We start from the raw sequence: 18,872 nt of genomic DNA, 5'->3' as shown, positions 1-18,872 counted from the left end.
CTATTGATAAGTTTACGAAAAGCATAGAACTGAACCCTTCTTACAAAGAATGTATCTATCAGAGAGGAAAGGCTTATAAGAAACTCTCTCAAAATGCTAATGCTTGTCAAGATTTTCAAAAATCTTACGATTTAGGTATGTCTATGGCTAAAGAATATTTGGGTAGATACTGTAACTAGGCTACACTATGACGGACACTATCCTATAAAGTGAGTGAAGTACTCCTAGCTTCCTCAACCTCAAAAAAAACAAGATTAAGGCAACTTGCCTTAATCTTGTTTCTAACTATATGTTATCCAACCCCAGCTCCTTCAAAAACTCGTTGTGTTCTGCTGTGTGTTTAGTGATGCGTTCGTTGATGGAAGCTAATTTTTCATTTACTTCCTTTAAGTCTATTTGAGGCTCTGGCTCGGCTGTACTAACGTATCTTGAAATGTTGAGATTATAACCATTTTTCTCAACCTCATCCATAGATACTTTACGAGAATATCGCTCTGTTTCTTTTCTGTACTGATACGTTTCTACAATTTTAGAGATATGCCCTTCCTTTAATTCATTTTGTCTCTTTTCTTTGGTGTATTCTTCGGCTGCATTGATAAATAAAATGTCATCATTCTTTGTACACTTTTTCAACACTAAGATACACACAGGAATACCAGTAGAATAGAATAAATTTGCAGGAAGACCAATAACCGTATCTATATGACCATCTTTTAAGAGTTTGGTGCGAATGCGCTCTTCTGCTCCCCCACGAAACAAAACCCCATGAGGCAAAATAATTGCCATCGTACCACTATCAGACAAGAAATGGAAACCGTGAAGTAAGAAAGCAAAATCGGCTGCCGACTTTGGAGCTATTCCATAATTCGTAAAACGAAAATCATCTGTTAAAGCATCGGTTGGCTTCCAACGCAAACTAAAAGGAGGATTGGCAACGATAGCATCAAATTCTTTCTTTTTGGCTGGATTCATTTCATTAAGCATACTCCAGTCATTTGTTAGAGTGTCCCCATGAAATACCTCAAACTCATTGTCCTTCATACGCAAAAGCATATTCATACGAGCAAGGTTGTAAGTGGTCATGTTTTTTTCTTGACCATATATTTTGCCTATCTGTCCACCGTTTTCTTTGATACGCCTACGCACATTGAGCAATAGTGAACCAGAACCACAAGCAAAATCTAGTATTCTATCAAATTTCTTTTTTACTCCTGTGGTGGGGTCTTGACAGTCTAGTGTTACAATTTCAGAGAGAACCGTCGAAATGGCTTGAGGCGTATAAAATTCTCCTGCTTTTTTACCTGAACCTGCTGCAAACTGCCCTATCAAATATTCATAGGCATCTCCTAGCGTGTCCGAATCAAGAGAAAACTCAGCAATACCTTCGGCAATGCGTTGAATGATGGTGCAGAGCCTTTCATTTCTATCTTTTTCTGTTTTACCTAGCTTTTCTGAATTGAGATTAATTTCAGAAAATAAGCCTTGAAAAGTGTTACCAAAAGACTCATTTTCAATGTATTTGAACCCTTTTTGTACTGTCTTTAGAAGTTCTTCATTTTGAGTTCTGGCAAGTTCCGTGATATTACTCCAAAGGTATTTTGGATGAATGACATAATGTATTTTGGAACGCATCAGTTTTTCAAACATATTTACGTCTTCTTCATTATTTTCATACCATACCGAGAGTGGAGAGCGACTGTCGTCCTCTTCTACAACTGGATAATCCGAACCAAGTTCTTTCTGAACAGCCTCTTCATATTGTTGAGAAAGGTGGCTCAAAAACAAAAATGAAAGCATATAATCACGAAAACTATCTGCGTTCATTGCGCCTCGTAGGTCATCGGCTATTTTCCAAAGTGTTTTTCCTAGTTCTTTTTGTGTACCTTGTGTCATTCTGATTCTGTTTCTAATTCTTCATTAAATATCTGAGGGAAATCAAACTCATATTTGGTAAGAAATCCGTCTAAAATTTGTTTAAAAAGGTCTTTTGTATCTTCTCCCATCGGTACAGGGTCGTAGATAGAGTATTTTCCGTGGCTGAATAACTGCAAAGCTCTATGGAAAAGAACCTCATCGTCTAAACCGTGAATACAGTTATTAATTTCATCATAACCAAAAAAAGAAGCTGTCTTTTCTAAAATACTTCTCAAAGCGTTGAAGTGATAGGTATAAATAATATTTGAATCTGCTATTTGCTTGAGTTCGCTAAGTGTTGCAATATGATGAAAGAAAGGCGTATCTGTTGTGTCTTGCAAAGCATAGGTATTAGAAATAGACTTAAAGTGTAAGAAATAACGTTTGTTTGCGACCTTTGCTTCACGAAACATCACATTAAAAAACAAACTGTGATGCGTAGAAACTACAAACTTAATTTCATTGTCTGGTCTTGAAATCAAACTCCCTAAATCACACGCCATAGCAATCGCATTATTTTCATCTAAAGACGAAATAGGGTCATCTACATAAACATATTTTACCCAATCGTAAGTGGGGTCTTTATCTATTGCCAATTCACAGATTGCCATAAAAAAACACCATCTAAACAAACTCTCTTCGCCCCTTGAGATTTTGATGTTTTCTACTATTTCCTCGTCTTCGCCTACCTTAATTTTCCTAGAAAAACTAACCCTTGAATTTTGATAATCAATGGCAAAATCCAAATCTATGTAATTACTAAGAAACTCAGCGATTTTAGTATCCAAGTTGAGTTCCTTCACGCCATCAAAAAAGATAGATTCTTGATTGAACTGAATGAAACGAACTGTATCATTTTCTAAGTCGTTGTTCCAAATAAATAAATCTTCTGTAAAGGAATTGTAATACAAGGTGTCTCTGTCTCCATCAGCTTTTCCCAAGTCTTTGAACTCCATAGAGAGCCTTGTCTTGCCTGTGCCATTATGAGCAAAAAGCAATACAATTTTTTTCTCTTTACGATTATCGCCAGTTAGTGTTTTACGAAAATCTTGAGCTACTTCTTGTAGCGTATTGAAACTATTTAATGAATTTCTGCCCATTTCAATTTTTAGTTATCACTTGGAAATAAACCTTGCATCAAGCCTTTTTTATGCTGCTGTAAGGATTCTATTTTTTTACTTTGCTTTGTAATAAGCTCATCCAAAGAAGACAAGCAAGAGGCTATTTTTTTTTGTTCTTTTTCGGATTTAGGAAGTAATAATTCGGTTTCCCTTAATTCATTTAACCCAATTCGCTTCCTCGTTGAGCCTGTTGCCTTACTTTCTATAGCTTGTCTAATTTTTTGAGAATTTATTAGTGAAAAAATGAAATATTTAGAATATTTTTCTTCATCTACAACTAACCTTATTCCATCAGATGCCATGACGCACCTTTCTAAATTTTCAGGAATAATACAAGCTCGTCCAACAGGGTCGCCCATCTTAGATAAAATTATCTCACCAGCATAAATATTACAGCTTATTAGTTCATTAGCTTTACTTTCTGATGTGTAAATTTTATAAGAATCCTGAAACTCTCCATCTCCAATATTTTGAAGTTGAATAATTCTTATTCCTTCTTTTGTATAATCTTCTGCTTTTAAATTTGAACCAAAGGGTCCTCCAGTAAAACTCCATCTGACTTCTTTATCAGCTACATCCCCCAACTTCTTTTCCTCCCACTCCCCATCATTCCGAAACTGAGGAAAACGATAGGCAGGAACTTTTTCACCTTCTTTTGGAAAAAGATTTTGCATCAAGCCTTTTTTGTGTTCTTCTAAGAGAGCTAGTTTTTCAGTGTGAGCTGTAATAAGTTCATCTAATGACAATAGACAGGAAGCTATTTTTTTTTGTTCTTCTTTTTTGGGTGGTGAGAGAGTAGGAATACTTTTTATTTCAGTTTTTCCGATTTCTTTAAATGTTGAGCCAGAACATCTTTTAATTAATTCATTTTTAAATTTAACAATCCAGTATAACCAGAAAACATTTACCTCAGTATCATTTACTACCAGCGACTGAAAACCTTGATTAGTTGTACATTCTTTTTCTGTAATAGCTACGTCACCAATAGTTGCTCTAGTTGTTATTAGTATTGTACCTATTGGTAATAGTTTCGCAGAAGATTTTTTTAACCCTAATTTTGTTATGGTTCTGAGACTAGGTTTTAAAACCCCATTTTTTACTTCAGTAGGAGTATACCACTGTATAGTTCCATTCCAATATTCAGGATTTGAAGTGGATGGCGTACCACCACCTATAAACTCTCCAACTTTATGAAACTTTCTTTTCTTCCATTTTCCATCATTCTGAAATTCAGGAAAACGTAATTTTGGTATATTTTTATTATTGTTCATAAATTTCTAATCCAGCTATTTCGCCTCCCTGGGCTAATTTTTTGAGTTGTGGAATAAGGTCTTCCATTAGTTCTATTTCTTTGAGGCGACGCTGTTTCCAACCTAGCCCAAGAGGAGCTAAAAGGTCGGTCAGTTTTTCGCCATCAAAAATCATTCGGTCTAATACTTCTTGTATAAAGTCTTTCAAAACAGTCGTTTCCAAACCGTGCTTGTTGGCAAGAGCCGTTATTTCTTGGTTGTTTTTTTCCTCTTGAAAGGCTTCAAAACTATTTTTGAGTTCTTGTGCTGTATATCCTTTTGTCCAGTCCAAAGCATTAATAAAGTCAGTTAAGTCTTCTTTCGTTTCCATCATATTGGTATGCGAAGAAAGCAGACGAATGACCTCTTCTTTTGTCATTTTCTGTTTTTTGGTAGGCTTCTGCGTATTCTCTGCAATGAGATTCATGATATAATCGTAATCAATGATAGCAGAAGAAAATAAGACAAACTCAAAATCTAGTTTTTGGATTTCTTCTGGCGTTTCTTCTCCTTGCTTTTGCTGCACAACACGCAGTTGTTTTGCCGTTTCGATATAGGCACTCTTAAAACTCTGTAAGTCATCGGTAGGCAAGGTAGCTTCCATTTCAGCTTCTTGCTCTTCGGTAAGGTCAGTGTATTGGTCTAACTGTGTTTTGAGTTTTTGTATTTCTTTGAAATTTTCTACAAAAGCTACTCTAGCGAGGTCTCCTTTTAGGTTATAAACTTCGTGAGGTTGAGCTTCTAAGCCTTGCCCTTGCATAAACTCGTCTAGCTCTTTGACAGCCTTTTTATATTTTTCAATAACCTCTGTAGCAGGGTCGACAAGCCAAATTTCTTTTACTCTCTCAGCATTCTCTTCCCCAGAGAAGAGCGTAATGGCTTTATCTACTTCCTCTTCTTGTGAACGAAAATCTAAAATATTTCCGTTCGGTTTGGTGTCATTCAAAACACGGTTAGTACGTGAAAAGGCTTGAATAAGTCCGTGATATTTGAGATTTTTATCTACATAAAGCGTATTCAAATACTTAGAATCAAAACCAGTAAGGAGCATATCTACCACAATGGTAATGTCTATTTTATTCTTACGTGGATAGTCTTTATTGCTATACTTTTGGTCTTTAATACGCTTCTGAACGTCTTGGTAATACAAATCAAACTCATTAATGCTGTGATTGGTGTTAAAGGTTTTGTTGTAATCTTCAATGATGTCAGTTAGAGCCTTTTTCTTTTCATCTGGGTTGGTCTGATTGTCGTACCTTTCTTGTTGTAGGTCTTCTTGTAACTGCCTAATATCAGCAGCATTTTTCTGACTTTGTTTATCTCCATCTTTCACTATGGCAGGAGGAGAAAAAACACAAGCGATATGCAAAGGAATATACTCTGGGTCTTCTGCTTTTTTATGTTCTTGAAACTTCTTAAACAGATTATAATACTCAATAGCATTATTGATAGAAGACGTTGCAAACAAGGCATTAAAACGCTTTGAATTAGTGGCTGCATCGTGCTTCTTTACAATCGTTTCTACAACAGCTTGTCTAGCTAGAGCTTCCCCAGCTTTAGGAGAGTTATTTCCTTCCGTTTTGAAGTAATCAATATGAAAACGCAAAACGTTTTTATCTTCTATGGCGTGAGTAATAGTATAAGCGTGAAGCAGCTTTTCAAAAATGCTATCTGTGGTTTTGTAGGTTTGTTCTGTGCCGTCTATTTGCTTCTGTGTAGAGTTCTTTTCAAAAATAGGTGTTCCTGTAAAGCCAAAAAGTTGAGCATTCGAAAAAAAGGAAACAATGGCTTTATGATTGTCCCCAAACTGTGAACGGTGGCACTCGTCAAAAATAAATACCATTCGTTTCTTGCTAAGTGGCTTTAATCGTTCTTTATAATTTCGCTTAGCGCTACCATCTAAAGCCAATCCTAGTTTTTGAATCGTCGTAACGATGACTTTATCAGCATAATCCGTAGAAAGCAAACGCCTTACTAAAGTCTCTGTATTGGTGTTTTCTTCTACACTTCCTTCTTGAAACTTATTAAATTCTTCACGAGTTTGCCTGTCCAAGTCTTTTCTATCCACTACAAACAGACACTTTTCAATATTAGGATTGCTTTTGAGCAAGGTAGAAGCCTTGAAAGAAGTAAGTGTTTTTCCACTTCCTGTGGTGTGCCAAATATATCCGTTTCCTCTGTTTTGTTCAATACAGTTTACAATGGCTTTAACGGCATAGATTTGATACGGACGCATCACAAGGATTCTTTGTTCGCTCTCTACCAAAACCATGTACTTACTAATCATCTCGCCAAGTGTACACTTACTTAAAAACTTTTCTGTGAATGTTTCAAGATGTGTAATTTTCTTATTGTCCTCATCAGCTAGTTGATAGATAGGTAAAAACTGCTCATCGGCATTGAAGGCAAAATGTTCGTTTTTATTGTTCGCAAAATAATAGGTATTACTTCGGTTGCTCACAATAAACATCTGCATAAAGCAGAGCAATGAATTTTTATATCCATTACCTGTATCATTTTTATAATCCACGATTTGCTGCATTGCCTTTCGTGGAGAAATATCTAATTTCTTGAGTTCAATCTGAACAAGTGGCAAACCATTTATTAAAAGAATAACATCGTAGCGATGATAACTATTCTCTGTATTGATACGTAACTGGCTAACAATTTCAAACTCGTTTCTACACCATTCCTTTGTATTGACTAACGTATAATATAAAGGTGTTGAATCTTCTCTTTTGAAATATTGCTGTTCACGCAATAACTTAGAAGCCTTAAAAACATCAGCACCGATAATATCTTCCTTTAATCTTTCAAACTCATTGTCTGTCAGACGAACACGATTAAGAGCCTCAAATTTTGCTTTAAAGTTACCTTCAAGTGTTCTTCGGTCTGTAATATCAGGGCGATGGACGTATTTGAGTTCTTTGAGTTGCTCAATTAGTCTTTTTTCTATTTGAATTTCTTTTGTCATTCAGACGATACAAATAAAACGTAAATATTTTTTCATTTTTACAAAAAATAAATTTACTGTTTTATGAATTGCTACGCAAATTATTTTTTTGATGTATTTTTTCAGTTAAATGGGGTTTAACTGCAAATTGGACTATTAGGTTACAAAATTATCAAGCAAATACTCAGAAAAGATACTGACTTCAAAGACACGACTATTCGACTTTTGGTAAAAAACAAAGCAATATATTTCTTTCAGTAATTTTTTTTCTGTATTTTCAAAAAAACTTATCACAACTTAAAGTAACTTTCATAAGTTAAAACACAATAATCTATGAAGTTTATCAATCCTTATGAGGTTTTAGAACTAGAAACACTTGATAGTTCAGAACTCAAAAAAGCAAAGCGTAGAAAACTAGCAGATTTTGAGTTTTCAGACGATAATACTATACAGTACAAAAATGATAAAATCCATAAGGCTGATTTTATAAGAGTGGTTGATGAGCTGGACGAAGACAAAAAAAGCAATTATTACTGGTTTCTTAAAGGTCATTCAGAGTTAAATGACTTTCTCACAATGGGAGATACGTGGTTCTTCTTGAACTATCAGTCCCAACGAATATTTGATAATACTGAATTTATAGACTTTATTAGTCCATTTTTCGCTCAACAATATGACAAAACGTTAGCTAATGTCTTTCAAAAACAAGATGTTAATCTGTTGAAAAAGCTCACTTCTGTCCCTCCCTTAATAAGTTCTTTTCATATAGACCAAACCTACAAAGGATTAAGAAAAATATTAGATGATAAAATAGAAGAACTTCATCAGATTAGAGTTAGTATAGATAATGAAGAGAGTTTTTACAATGAGTATAATGTTAGTCAAATAGTTTCTGACTTACAAGCTAAAATCAACATAGAACTTTATAATGCTTTACCTTCATATTTTCAGTCTCAGAAAGATGAAGTAGCTCAAAGACTACGAAACATTTCTGTGTCAGTATTTAACGCTTTTCACTCATCTAAAGAAGCTTTAGATATTATACAACTAGCTTTAGAACTTGATATAAGTAGCACGAAAAGGCAGAATTTTCAAGAAGATTACGAACAAATATCTAAAATACAACAGCAGAAAGAGGAATCTGAGAAATATGAACCTATTTTATTGAAATACATTGAGGTAGTAAACTCTTTGCAGAATCTGATAGAAAGAATAGAAGAAACAGACTTTACTCATTCTTTAGAGGATAGAGTAAGAAGTCTATTTGACATACAGGATTTAAACTGGCAGCCTCCTATCTTTGATGAGATTCGTAAACATATAGCCTTACTTATTAGGTCATTATCAGTAGAAGTGTTTAATAATTATGCAAATATAGAAGTATCTTTATCACTCATACAGATAGCACGGCAGATAGACGTAGATGGAGAAACATCACAACAGATAGAAAAAGCTAGGAGTGATTTGAGACAATTAGAAAAAGAAATAGAAGATAAACAGAATAAAGAGCTCAATCAAATTCTTGAAATAATAATAGATTTGAATTTTAAAATTAATGCAAGAACAGCTTTGATAATTAATCAAGAGTCTGTACAAATTTTCTTGAACGACATCTTTACACAAGAAAATATTTTAAGACTAGCTGCACTTAAGACAAATAGTTCTAAGAAAAGGTTGGTTGAAGAATTACTAGAAATATCAGAAAGTTTAGAACCTAATTATTCAAGAAGCTTTGTATTAAGAATTGCTAGAATTGCTGAAAATGATAGTTACCTGAAACAGTATATAATAAATTCTTCCAAACGGGCAGGAATAAAGCTAACAAAGGTAAGTAAACAACTCAGAGATGATATACAACTAGAACTACGAAGAAGGAAACAGCAACAACAAAAAAAAGAGAGTTCAGAAAGCTGTTATATTGCCACAGCTTGTTATGGAAATTATGATGCTCCAGAGGTAATAGTTTTCCGTCAGTTCAGAGATAAAGTCTTGCTCAAAAATAGCTTCGGAGTAGCATTTGTATCCTTTTATTATCGCTTTTCTCCCTATTGGGCAAAAAAACTAGAAAAGAAGAAAAAGATAAATGGATATGTTCGTAAATTTTTACTACAACCAATATATAATACTTTAAAAAAATACTAAGATGCAAACTACGCCCTCTAAAATAGAAAAAACATTATGTGATATGCTCAATCAAGTTTTTGAGATTGAGAAAAAGTTAGAAAAAGTACAAGAACAAAATAGTATCTCTCGTAACTTATCTAAGTTAAAAAGCCTTTTTGAAAACCAAGTTTATGGAGACAACGAAACAGGTCTAGTTATTCATAATCCATTAGGGGAAGAGTATAATCCTACAAGGCTGGATTGTGAAGCAAATATTACTGGAGAAAGCACAGAAAATTTAGTGATTATAGAGGTTATTAAACCTATCATTAGACTGAAAAAAGGTAGCATCACACAGATTGTTCAAAAAGCAGTTGTTATTGTACAAGACAGTAATACTATAAAGAAAGTAGAAGTAGGTTCTACAACAAAATAACTTTTATTAATTCATACAAACTCACAACTTAATATATTACTAAATTATGGAAAATACAATCAATTTTGGCATTGATTTAGGGACTACCAACTCTGCGATTGCAAAGTTCACAAAAGGAAATGTTGAAGTATTCAAACATTCAGTTACATGGAAAGAAACACTCCCTTCTGTTATTTATTTTAGAAAAGATAGAGTTTTCGTAGGAGATAAAGCTAAAGAGTATGTGATAAGAGACCCAAAAAATGTAATCTCTCGTTTTAAACGTAAAATGGGTACTACTGAAACTTTCAAAATACCTTCAATAAACCAGTCTAAAACTCCAGTTAATCTTTCAGCAGAAATTTTAAAAGAATTAAAAACTTTTCTTCCTCCTAACGAGAGTATTGAGAGCGTTGTTATTACCATTCCAGCCTCTTTTGATACTATACAATCAAATGCAACAAAGAGAGCAGGAGAAGAAGCAGGATTTAAACAAGTCGTTTTGTTAGAAGAACCGATAGCTGCAAGTATGGCGTATGCAAATAAGAAAAAAGAGAAAGAGCTTGAGGAAGGGCAATGGCTAGTTTATGATTTAGGTGGAGGTACTTTCGATGTTGCTCTAGTCAAAATAAAAGATGGAGAGATGAAGGTTTTAGACCACGAAGGAAATAATTTTCTAGGAGGAACAGACTTTGATGATGAGATTATAAAGCAAATTATCATTCCAAAATTAGAAAAAATAGGTCAGTTTACTGACTTGGAAAACCAAATGACAAGTGCATCTGGTAGATATAACAAAGAATTTCTAAAGTTTAGACTTTTAGCAGAAAAGCTAAAAATTGCTCTATCTTCTCAAACGTCAGAAGACATAGAAATTCAAATTGAGGATGAAAATGGAGAAACAATAGATGAGTTTTTTAGTGTTTCTCGTTCAGAGTTTGAAAATATTATAAAGGAAAGTGTTGATTCATCTATTGAGTTAGTAAAAAAGATTCTAGTTCGTAATTCGTTAGGCTCAAAAGATTTACAGTTCGTTTTGATGGTTGGAGGCTCTACATTTATTCCTTTTATTAGACAAAGAGTAGGAGAGCTCTTGCAAGTCCCTGTAAACTTTGACATCGACCCCACCACAGCCATTGCAATTGGAGCAGCTCACTACGCTGGTACTAAACCAAAAATAACAGAAAAACAAGCAGAAAAGCAAGATGTACAATTGAAGGTACGAATGGCATATCAAAAAGCCAGTAAAGAAAAAGAAGAATATTTTGCAGCAAAAGTGGAAGGTGATATTGAGGGTCTGACTTACCGAATTACGAGAGAAGATGGTGGGTTTGACACAGGACTAAAGCCACTAGACACAAGAATAAACGAAGACCTACCTTTAGTAGAGAATACGTATAACTTCTTTAAATTAACTGTATTCGATAGCTTCAACAATATTGTTGAAACTGATGCAGAAGTTATTGGCATAAATGCTGGTGGCATTACAGTAATAGGGCAGTCTTTGCCAGAAGATATATGTATAGAAATAGACGATTTAGAAACTGGTGAATCAGCTTTAGAACTGATTTTTCAAAAAAATGCAGTATTACCGTTACGTACAATTATTACTAAGCCTTTAAATAGAACACTTATAAAAGGTTCTGACGAGGGTTATAGAATTAATGTTTTAGAGGGTTCTCACTCATCTCGTCCTGAATCTAATAAACCTATTGGTCTATTAGAGATAAATGGTAATCAAATTATCAGAGACATTTCAAAAGGTTCTGATATAGAAATTAATGTGGAGTTGGATGAGAGCAGAACACTATCTGTATCAGCATATCTTACTATGGCAGACCAAGAATTTAAACAAATTTTTAATCCTAAAGAAAGACATGTTTCAGCAAAGATATTAACACAGCAAGTACAAACACTTTCAGAAAGATTAGATACCGAAATTACAGAAGCTGAAGAGTTAGTATGAAACGGCAATAAGTCTGAGTTCATTAAAGAGAGAAATGAGTGAGGTCAGAACCAAAAGCGAGAATTTGAGTGAAGATAATATTACGGATGAGCGTTATCAACTAGAAGATAAAAAGCGTAAACTAGCTCAAGAAATAGATAATGCGACAAAAGATAAGCAAATACAAGTTGTTAAAAAAGAGTATGCAGAAACAAAAGAAGAGTGTGCAAGACTTGTTAGTGAACATGGCAACGATTATGAGCAAAAAACATTCAATGATATAGTTAGTCGTGAGCAAACTTTTCTCACTTCCAATAGCTCTGTCAAAATAAAAGAAGCTACCAGTCAGCTCCATACACTCATTATACAAATTCTTTGGCACACCCCTGAATTTTTGGTTGCAATTCTAAAGGATTTGCAAAACAAAATTGGTATCATGAATGACCAAAATCAAGCTAATATGTTGCTTGAGGCTGGAATAAGTGCTGCTAACGGAGGAGATTGGCAAAAGCTGGGAGACATAAACCAACAACTTGTTAATTTACTTCCTAAAAGAGACAGAGATAAGGTAACTAGGGGCGTAGGCTTTTAATAGTTTATTTTTTTATTCTAAAACTTTCTAGTGTTTTTTTATCAAGAGTTAAACTAGCTAAAATGAGATTATAATTATGAAAAATAAAGAGTTTAAAAAAGTATTGTTTAAAGCTGCTTTTTCAGTAATGGCTTGTGATGGAGAAGTTGCAGAAAGTGAGCTTTTAGAAATAAAAGAAATGTTGAAAAACACACTCTATTTTGAAGGCTTAAACTATGAAGAAGAGCTACAAGTTGCACTCGAGGATTTAAAAGGAAATGGATTACAATCCATAGAAAGTTTTTTCAATGTGCTGAAAGGTGCTGATTTATCAGAGCTTCAAGAGTTACAACTCCTTGAAGTTCTGATAAGAATGATACACGCTGACGATAAAGTGGATGAGAATGAGCTTATTTTTATGCACAGGGTAAGAAGGAGTCTTTCTGTACTTTCTGACGCAAAAATAATGGTTCGTTTCCCTAAAAACATTAATTTGCTTCTCAACTTATCAAAGTATAATGCAAAACCTTTCCATAGTAATCTAGGTACAATGAATTTGAAAGCATTTGATGATATTAACTTTACAGACTAACTGATTATTTTCAATAAAGTACCAACAAAAACAGACAGAGTACAGACAAAAACAGACAGAAACCAATAGAGTACGGATAAAGTACAGACTAAAAACAAATAGCCTTTCCACTTCTGATGGAAAGGCTATTTTTAGATGATTCTTGAAACCAGCCCTTTACAATAACTATCTATTTTGGATAGGGCAAAGGCTTCTGTTTTTGTAATTGATAGACTGTTTTTATTTGTGTTTGCTGCTGTTCTGAGTAGTTTTAGAGTTTTCTTGTATAGCTCTATCTGCATAAAGTAGAGATACGTTTCTTCGGTTACAGAGTTGGGAGAGTATTTGCGTTCAAACTCAAATATTTTTTCTTCCAACTGTCCGTACATATACCAAATATCCTCATTGGCTACAAAAATAGTCCACCGTTTGCTACTGGGATTGTACTTTGATGGACTATTTAAGGTAAGTGTCTTTGCTGTTTTCAAAACTGACCTTGTTCTATTTGATTGAGATAATTATTGAAAACAGAATCTATTTTTGTAATTTCTTTACAACGAGAAAAAGCATTTTCAAAAACGGCTCTTACCTCTTCTGTTACTTTCCGATTTGTCTTTTCATATCTTTTGGAGAGCGTATCTATGGCAGCTTCTATGAAAATGGATACATCAGTTTGTGTCTTAGTTACTGTTTTGGGCGTTCTTTTGAAGGTTTCAGCTATTGAAGTAGGCTCGTTTGCTGTGCGTTCGTGTGTTGCCTCATAGACTTTGAAATTGATTGGAGTTACAACTTCTGTTTGGTCAGCTTCTCTGTCAATTAGCTCTTGTAGCTCAGAGTAGTAACTTGGAATATCCTTGATACGAATTTTTAGATGAGCTACTATTTTCTCATACAAGGCATAGTTATTTTCTTTGCTCAGTTTGTAGCCTAATTTATGGTAACAGTATTCACTAAGCCTTCTAAAAACGCTATTTCTCTCTTCATTTAACTGCTTTTCTTTGTTCTGCTCCTGTGCCTGTGATTGGACGAGAACCTGTACATTTCCATTGGAACGCACAAAACGCAGTTTAAAAACTTCCCATTCATTCAACGCATTAGCAAGCATTTGAGGGTTCTTTCTTATATCGGTTATCGTTTCGCCTTCGGCTGATGGAATCGTAGCAATACACTGATTGTGATGAAAAATTTTGAGCTTTTGAGGAATCTGGTCGTCTAAGCGATAATTCGCTCCTAATACTTTGCGTTCTGATTTCATAATTTGAGTGATGAACTTAAAGACTGTATTTAGTCCTTTTCCTTCGTAGGGCGAACCTCTGTAACTATTGCCTTTTCGGATGACTTCGCCTGTATCTTCGTTGAGATATTCATGGTCACCAAAGAAGTAGAAAACAAATTGATAGGGATGATTTTTTACGAGCATAACATTATTTTTTTTGAAAAATTTTTGGACTTTTTTATTATAGTAGAGTACAGTATAGTACATCATATCTACTGTATAGGAACATAGTAGTAGTTTCAGACACAGTAATCAGCCTAAAGGCTTGACACACAAATCCATTATATAAGGAACACTATAATTACCTGCAAAAAGTGTAATTCTGTTCTTTACAAAAGGCAGTTCTTGACCACCTTCATTTTTGCGACCTTGAAAATTGGGCAACAAAAAAATATGTGAGTTTCTCACGCTTTCAAGTTTTTACTTTCTGCGTCCAAAAAGGTCAAAAATGAAAGTTAATATGTCTGAATGATGAAATAGATTAGCTTACTTTGAAAGGCTCAAAACGCTTTCTTCTTGTGGTAAAAACAAGTAATTGAGGATTAATCTTGATGCGAATATTGCTATCAAAACGATGGTTTGAGGTAGGCTTTACCCAATTAGTTAAAAATACTTTGCAACCGTCTTGAATTACTTTTTGAATACGTTTAAGATGATTGGCTGCTGTGCGCTCATTTCTACACGTAGTGATGTCTAAATGATGTAAGAGCCATTTTGAGGTTTCGATATAAAGCTCTCCGTTTTCTAGCACGATAAAATGACAGTTTCCTGCGTTGTAGGCATTGATAAAAGAGTTGTAGATAGAAACGGCTGTGTTGTAGGCATTTAGTCTCAATTGGTCTTTATCAGCCTTACCGATGTTGAACTCGTTTATAACGGCTCTGACATTGGAAAGGGTCTTTTCGTGAACTATCCAATCGGCTTGTTTGCTCTTTATTTTCTCTAAGTCAAACCGTTGAAATCGTGATGTGGCTTCCATAAAAAAGTGGGTAAATGTAAGTATTTAATTTGATATTCTGCTAATGAAAATCGTCTTTTCGTAACTATTTTTTTGCTTAATATGTAAAGGAAAAATAAAACGCCCTACCCTAAGAGAATAGGGAGTTTTTCCCTTTTGTTCTCCATTTAATTGGCTTTTTTGTTTTTGCTGATATACTCTTTTTCCTTCTCACTAGAGACTTCTACGTTGGGGGTCAAATCGTATAAGAAGTATTTGCCTTTGCTTTTTGGCTCAATTTCCTGTCCAGCATCGGTGCGAATAAGGCTGTTGAGAGCTGTCATAGAAAGAGCTGTTTTGAGCTGTTGGATAATCTCTCCTTCTTCGTTCAAAAATGATACTACTTGATAGGATTTTTGACGAGTTACTTTTGGCGTTTTGATGCGTACAGAGACACTTATCTGCTGTGCATTTACGAAGTTGTCGGTCGCTTTGGTCGTTTCCATAATTTCGGTAAAAATTTAAGTGATGAATTGAGAATTAAGGTTTGAAAACGTGTTGGAAAACATGTCGGAAATTCTGTTTGAAACACGGTTTGAAACGATGTTTTGACGTGATACGCTTTAAACGTTTAGGCAAGAAAATAGCCCTTGTAACCGTGTAGTGCGTGATTATCCGTGTCAAAACGTGTAGTAAGCGTGTCTATTGAAACGCTTAACTGGGTGCTGATTTTTTCGTTCCGTTCAGCCTTCGGAATATTGTCGGAAAGTTGGTTGGAGGTTGTGTTGGATTTTCTGTCCGAATCTCTGTTTCGTTTTCTGTTGTGCCATTTGTGCCTACATTTTGGACTGCAAAACTTGGAGTTGGCTCTTCGGTCGCTGATGTCTTTTTCGCATTGTTTACAGGTTTTGGAAGGCTTTTTTTTTGTGGCTCTTGAGCTTCTGTTTCTTTCTCCTTTTTTGGTTCTTTACTCCGTGTAGTATCTTTTTGAATTTGTGCAATATGATAGGCTTCCACAAAGACTTTCCCAAAGAAAAACGCACACCACGCAATACAAAAAATACCTGCTAGTTCACATATCAAAGAGCCTATCAAAACAAATTTGGCTGTTTGTCCTGTGTCCGTATCGTTTTTTGTGAGGGTTTCTTTTTCGGTGTCTTTGAGTTCTGAAAGTGCCTTTTCTCGCTCTGCTTGCAAGGTTTTGAGCTGCTCTTGTGTCGTCTGTAAAATTTGGCTCTCTTCTTTTGTAAAACCCCATTTTCTTTTACTTAGTCTATCGGTTAAATCTTGAATAGACTTTTGCGTTTGTGTAATTTGTGGCGTATATAGATTGTTAATACTGTCCTTTTGGCTCACAAAAACAGTTTTAATTTCTTGGGTATTATCAGTTTGTTCTTTTACAAAAAGTTCTGCTCCTGTTGCGCTTGTGTAAACAGATAGAGCAAGCAAAGGAAGATTGACCAGTAAGTATTCAAACTTGATACGATGACCGTTTTTGATAGATTTTGATTTGATAATGCTCTCCACGAAAGGCATTATAAAAATGCGTTTGGTGTACTCAATGACGATAAGAAAAAAGGCTGTCAGTATTCCTGCTGCAATCATTTTTATATCCTGTGGAATGACAGAAGGAATTAGAGGACTGCACACCTTTAAATACATAAAAGTAGCTGCAAATAGACTTGAAAGTATTTGAAAAACATAGCTCGTGATATTGAACACCGAATACTTACCTTTATTGGCTTCCAAAAAGGTTTTGTCTCGGTACGTTTCATAGGCTTTTTCTACCAATGAATTATCGTTGTATTCATTGAATAGTTTGCCTTGATGGTTTTCAAATATTTCGTGTGGTTTCATAGGTGTTTGAGTAAAAAGTCTAATTCTCCTAAATCGACATCTAGTCCTTTTTCTGTGATTTTTTGAGAGATGGCTGCTCTCATTTTTTCCCTTTTGAGTTCATATCCCAAAAGTTTACGGTTCAAGGCTCGTATCTGTAATTGCTTTTTGATGAGCAGAGACAGACAAAACAATAGCAAGAGAGTGAGTAGGTACATCATTGTTTTTCGGTGTTTGGGAATAGTTCAATCGGAGTGCCGTGCAAGGCATCAAGGCTAATTTCACAGGCTTCAAACAGAGTTTCTAGGTCTGATTTTTTGACAGCGAAAATGGGCATATCTTTATGTTGTTGCTTGCAGGTTTGCATTTGTTGTAAGTGCAACTCTACTTTTTGCTTGGCATCTTTGATGCTTTTGGCAAACTTCTTTTTCTCAAAATTGGTCATTTTAGATAGAGACTTTGTAGGATGAATTTTCATAGTATTTAAGGTTTAGCTTGACTGAGAACTTCTTTTTCTTTTAAGCACACCACCCATTTTTGATAGATGGCTCTTCGCTTAGGGTTATTAGTTTCGCTGATGACTTGTTCGTACTTATGGATAATACGCTGACGAAGATTTTTATTTGCTTTCATTATTCTTTCGGATAAAGTCGGAATGGATTTTATAAGCAAGGCTCGTTTTGTCAAACTTCTGTCGTTCTCGTTCTGCAAACTTCACTTTGCTATTGGGCTTCTGATTCTCTAAAAAACTCTTGTAGGCTGTTTTCATGTTAGTAGTGTTTAGATTCTCTGATTTCCTTTTTTTGTTTTAAAACTTCATCACGCATTTGTTTTAGTATTTTATATAAGTGCGTATCTTTCTCATCTTTTGCTACTCTCATTTGTTGAGAGTATCGGTCATACTCACAGTTGAGTTCATAGAGTTTAGCTTTTTGAGCTTCGGTATATTTGGGGTTATTCATAACTTCTTATTATTTTTTTCCCTCGTAGGAAGTTGAAAAATTCGTTTTGATGCTCAATAGCAATTTGCATTGTCCACACAAAAAAGTCTGATTGATGCCCTATTTTCTCCTCTTCTAATACTTTTAAGAAATCTTTTTTGAGTTGGCGACTGATATTCCTTGCTCCTATACTCGTTGATTCTGATACTTTCTTTTTCATATGATTCAAAACTTTTTACAAATAATTTCGTATTTTTGTGTATAGCGTTAGTATCTATACGACAAAACTAATAATAAGTTATTAGTTAAACAACAATTTTTTAAAAATTTTAGCAAAATTATTCTCATAAATAATAATTTATTATGAATCAAGCACTTAGATTAAAAGAAACTAGAAAGTTTTTACGTGAAAATCAAGAAGAGTTTGCAGAAAACACACAAAATTCTGTGGGTACAATCAGTCTTATTGAACGAGGTAAGGTAAAAACTATTAATGAAGGCATAATTAATTATGTCCGTCAAAAGGGAATAAGTAGTGAATGGCTACTTTTTGGAGAAGGGGAGATGCTAAAATCTGAATTGAGTGATAATTCAGAATGGAAGACAAAATTTAAAGAATCAGAAAAGGAGAAAGAATACTATAAGGAGAAAGTCAGCAAACTAGAAAAAACCATAATAGATATTCAAAGCAAGATGAATATTATGTATGGATTCTTGCTGCAAAACTCCGACAAGCTGGATTTGTCCAAATTGGATTTGGGAAAGCTTGAGGCAAGTAGTGATACTAAAGCGAATCTATTTATTTCATATTCTACTAATACTAGAGTAGAGTTGAAAAAAGTAGCCTAGCTACTTGCCTAAGGAAAGTCGTTGCGTAGCCTACCAAATAGGCTACATAATCAAAAAAACGACTTTATTCGCATATTGAGTGATGATTTTGGTGTACGCTCGCAACCTCAGAAGGCTTGTCAGTTTGACAAGTCTTTTTTTATTTTTCTCC

General features: G+C 34.4%; 21 protein-coding genes. 6 read left to right on the top strand and 15 right to left on the bottom strand.

Annotated elements, in window-relative coordinates:
* Window positions 1-285 precede the first annotated feature (285 nt).
* From QZ659_RS17595 to QZ659_RS17580, 4 genes are read right to left on the bottom strand one after another with little or no spacing between them, the layout of a single operon-like run.
* Window positions 286-1,893 carry a type I restriction-modification system subunit M gene (locus tag QZ659_RS17595; RefSeq protein ID WP_291727857.1) on the bottom strand — a complete coding sequence of 536 codons (1,608 nt, stop codon included), beginning with the start codon at window positions 1,891-1,893 and terminating at the stop codon, window positions 286-288.
* On the bottom strand, window positions 1,890-3,014 hold the full coding sequence (locus tag QZ659_RS17590) for an AAA family ATPase (RefSeq protein WP_291727856.1): 1,125 nt from the start codon (window positions 3,012-3,014) through the stop codon (window positions 1,890-1,892). Before QZ659_RS17590 ends, QZ659_RS17595 begins: the two co-directional genes overlap by 4 nt.
* Before the next feature lie 8 nt (window positions 3,015-3,022).
* Window positions 3,023-4,306 carry a restriction endonuclease subunit S gene (locus tag QZ659_RS17585; RefSeq protein ID WP_291727855.1) on the bottom strand — a complete coding sequence of 428 codons (1,284 nt, stop codon included), beginning with the start codon at window positions 4,304-4,306 and terminating at the stop codon, window positions 3,023-3,025.
* The gene (locus QZ659_RS17580) at window positions 4,296-7,298 is read right to left on the bottom strand and encodes a type I restriction endonuclease subunit R (protein WP_291727854.1); all 3,003 of its coding nucleotides are present in this window, start codon (window positions 7,296-7,298) and stop codon (window positions 4,296-4,298) included. Before QZ659_RS17580 ends, QZ659_RS17585 begins: the two co-directional genes overlap by 11 nt.
* A 312-nt stretch (window positions 7,299-7,610) precedes the next feature.
* Here QZ659_RS17580 and QZ659_RS17575 point away from each other — a divergent pair, with 312 nt between their 5' ends.
* The 5 genes from QZ659_RS17575 to QZ659_RS17555 all read left to right on the top strand — a co-directional run bounded on the left by QZ659_RS17575 (window position 7,611) and on the right by QZ659_RS17555 (window position 12,903).
* A complete protein-coding gene (locus tag QZ659_RS17575; protein WP_291727853.1) occupies window positions 7,611-9,419 on the top strand; it encodes a CFI-box-CTERM domain-containing protein in 1,809 nt (602 codons plus the stop codon).
* Between the two features lies 1 nt (window position 9,420).
* Complete coding sequence (locus QZ659_RS17570; protein WP_291727852.1) at window positions 9,421-9,816, top strand: hypothetical protein; 396 nt, start codon at window positions 9,421-9,423, stop codon at window positions 9,814-9,816.
* Window positions 9,817-9,862: 46 nt separating this feature from the next.
* Complete coding sequence (locus tag QZ659_RS17565; protein WP_291727851.1) at window positions 9,863-11,761, top strand: Hsp70 family protein; 1,899 nt, start codon at window positions 9,863-9,865, stop codon at window positions 11,759-11,761.
* A gap of 34 nt (window positions 11,762-11,795) precedes the next feature.
* The gene (locus tag QZ659_RS17560) at window positions 11,796-12,332 is read left to right on the top strand and encodes a hypothetical protein (RefSeq protein ID WP_291727850.1); all 537 of its coding nucleotides are present in this window, start codon (window positions 11,796-11,798) and stop codon (window positions 12,330-12,332) included.
* 76 nt (window positions 12,333-12,408) lie between these two features.
* Complete coding sequence (locus QZ659_RS17555) at window positions 12,409-12,903, top strand: TerB family tellurite resistance protein (RefSeq protein ID WP_291727849.1); 495 nt, start codon at window positions 12,409-12,411, stop codon at window positions 12,901-12,903.
* A gap of 131 nt (window positions 12,904-13,034) precedes the next feature.
* On the opposite strand, the gene QZ659_RS17550 is transcribed toward QZ659_RS17555, so the two are convergent.
* From QZ659_RS17550 to QZ659_RS17500, 11 genes are all read right to left on the bottom strand, one after another.
* Window positions 13,035-13,370 (bottom strand): hypothetical protein, encoded by a 336-nt coding sequence (locus QZ659_RS17550; RefSeq protein WP_291727848.1) that lies wholly within the window; start codon window positions 13,368-13,370, stop codon window positions 13,035-13,037.
* Window positions 13,367-14,302: a hypothetical protein gene (locus QZ659_RS17545; protein WP_291727847.1), complete on the bottom strand. Its 936-nt coding sequence runs from the start codon at window positions 14,300-14,302 to the stop codon at window positions 13,367-13,369. Before QZ659_RS17545 ends, QZ659_RS17550 begins: the two co-directional genes overlap by 4 nt.
* Window positions 14,303-14,410: 108 nt before the next feature.
* Window positions 14,411-14,542, bottom strand: coding sequence for a hypothetical protein (locus QZ659_RS17540; RefSeq protein ID WP_291727846.1), 132 nt, complete (start codon window positions 14,540-14,542; stop codon window positions 14,411-14,413).
* A 97-nt stretch (window positions 14,543-14,639) separates the two neighbouring features.
* Entirely contained in the window at window positions 14,640-15,137 is a 498-nt protein-coding gene (locus QZ659_RS17535; protein ID WP_291727845.1) for a hypothetical protein, read from the bottom strand.
* A gap of 146 nt (window positions 15,138-15,283) precedes the next feature.
* Window positions 15,284-15,601, bottom strand: a complete 318-nt coding sequence (locus tag QZ659_RS17530) for a hypothetical protein (protein ID WP_291727844.1) — start codon at window positions 15,599-15,601, stop codon at window positions 15,284-15,286.
* Between the two features lie 208 nt (window positions 15,602-15,809).
* Window positions 15,810-16,952: a hypothetical protein gene (locus QZ659_RS17525; RefSeq protein ID WP_291727843.1), complete on the bottom strand. Its 1,143-nt coding sequence runs from the start codon at window positions 16,950-16,952 to the stop codon at window positions 15,810-15,812.
* On the bottom strand, window positions 16,949-17,152 hold the full coding sequence (locus tag QZ659_RS17520) for a hypothetical protein (RefSeq protein WP_291727842.1): 204 nt from the start codon (window positions 17,150-17,152) through the stop codon (window positions 16,949-16,951). The genes QZ659_RS17525 and QZ659_RS17520 overlap by 4 nt, the downstream gene beginning before the upstream one ends.
* Window positions 17,149-17,409, bottom strand: a complete 261-nt coding sequence (locus tag QZ659_RS17515; RefSeq protein ID WP_291727841.1) for a hypothetical protein — start codon at window positions 17,407-17,409, stop codon at window positions 17,149-17,151. The genes QZ659_RS17520 and QZ659_RS17515 overlap by 4 nt, the downstream gene beginning before the upstream one ends.
* 5 nt (window positions 17,410-17,414) lie before the next feature.
* Window positions 17,415-17,642, bottom strand: a complete 228-nt coding sequence (locus QZ659_RS17510) for a hypothetical protein (protein WP_291727840.1) — start codon at window positions 17,640-17,642, stop codon at window positions 17,415-17,417.
* A 59-nt stretch (window positions 17,643-17,701) separates the two neighbouring features.
* On the bottom strand, window positions 17,702-17,893 hold the full coding sequence (locus tag QZ659_RS17505) for a hypothetical protein (RefSeq protein ID WP_291727839.1): 192 nt from the start codon (window positions 17,891-17,893) through the stop codon (window positions 17,702-17,704).
* Window positions 17,886-18,092, bottom strand: coding sequence for a hypothetical protein (locus QZ659_RS17500; RefSeq protein WP_291727838.1), 207 nt, complete (start codon window positions 18,090-18,092; stop codon window positions 17,886-17,888). The genes QZ659_RS17505 and QZ659_RS17500 overlap by 8 nt, the downstream gene beginning before the upstream one ends.
* A 143-nt stretch (window positions 18,093-18,235) precedes the next feature.
* On the opposite strand from QZ659_RS17500, the gene QZ659_RS17495 reads away from it, so the two are divergent.
* The gene (locus QZ659_RS17495) at window positions 18,236-18,721 is read left to right on the top strand and encodes a hypothetical protein (RefSeq protein ID WP_291727837.1); all 486 of its coding nucleotides are present in this window, start codon (window positions 18,236-18,238) and stop codon (window positions 18,719-18,721) included.
* Window positions 18,722-18,872 lie beyond the last annotated feature (151 nt).

The organism is Bernardetia sp. (assembly GCF_020630935.1).
GTDB lineage: Bacteria > Bacteroidota > Bacteroidia > Cytophagales > Bernardetiaceae > Bernardetia.
Note: the sequence above shows the minus strand (reverse complement) of the source record. Positions and strands in the feature narration are given on the sequence as shown.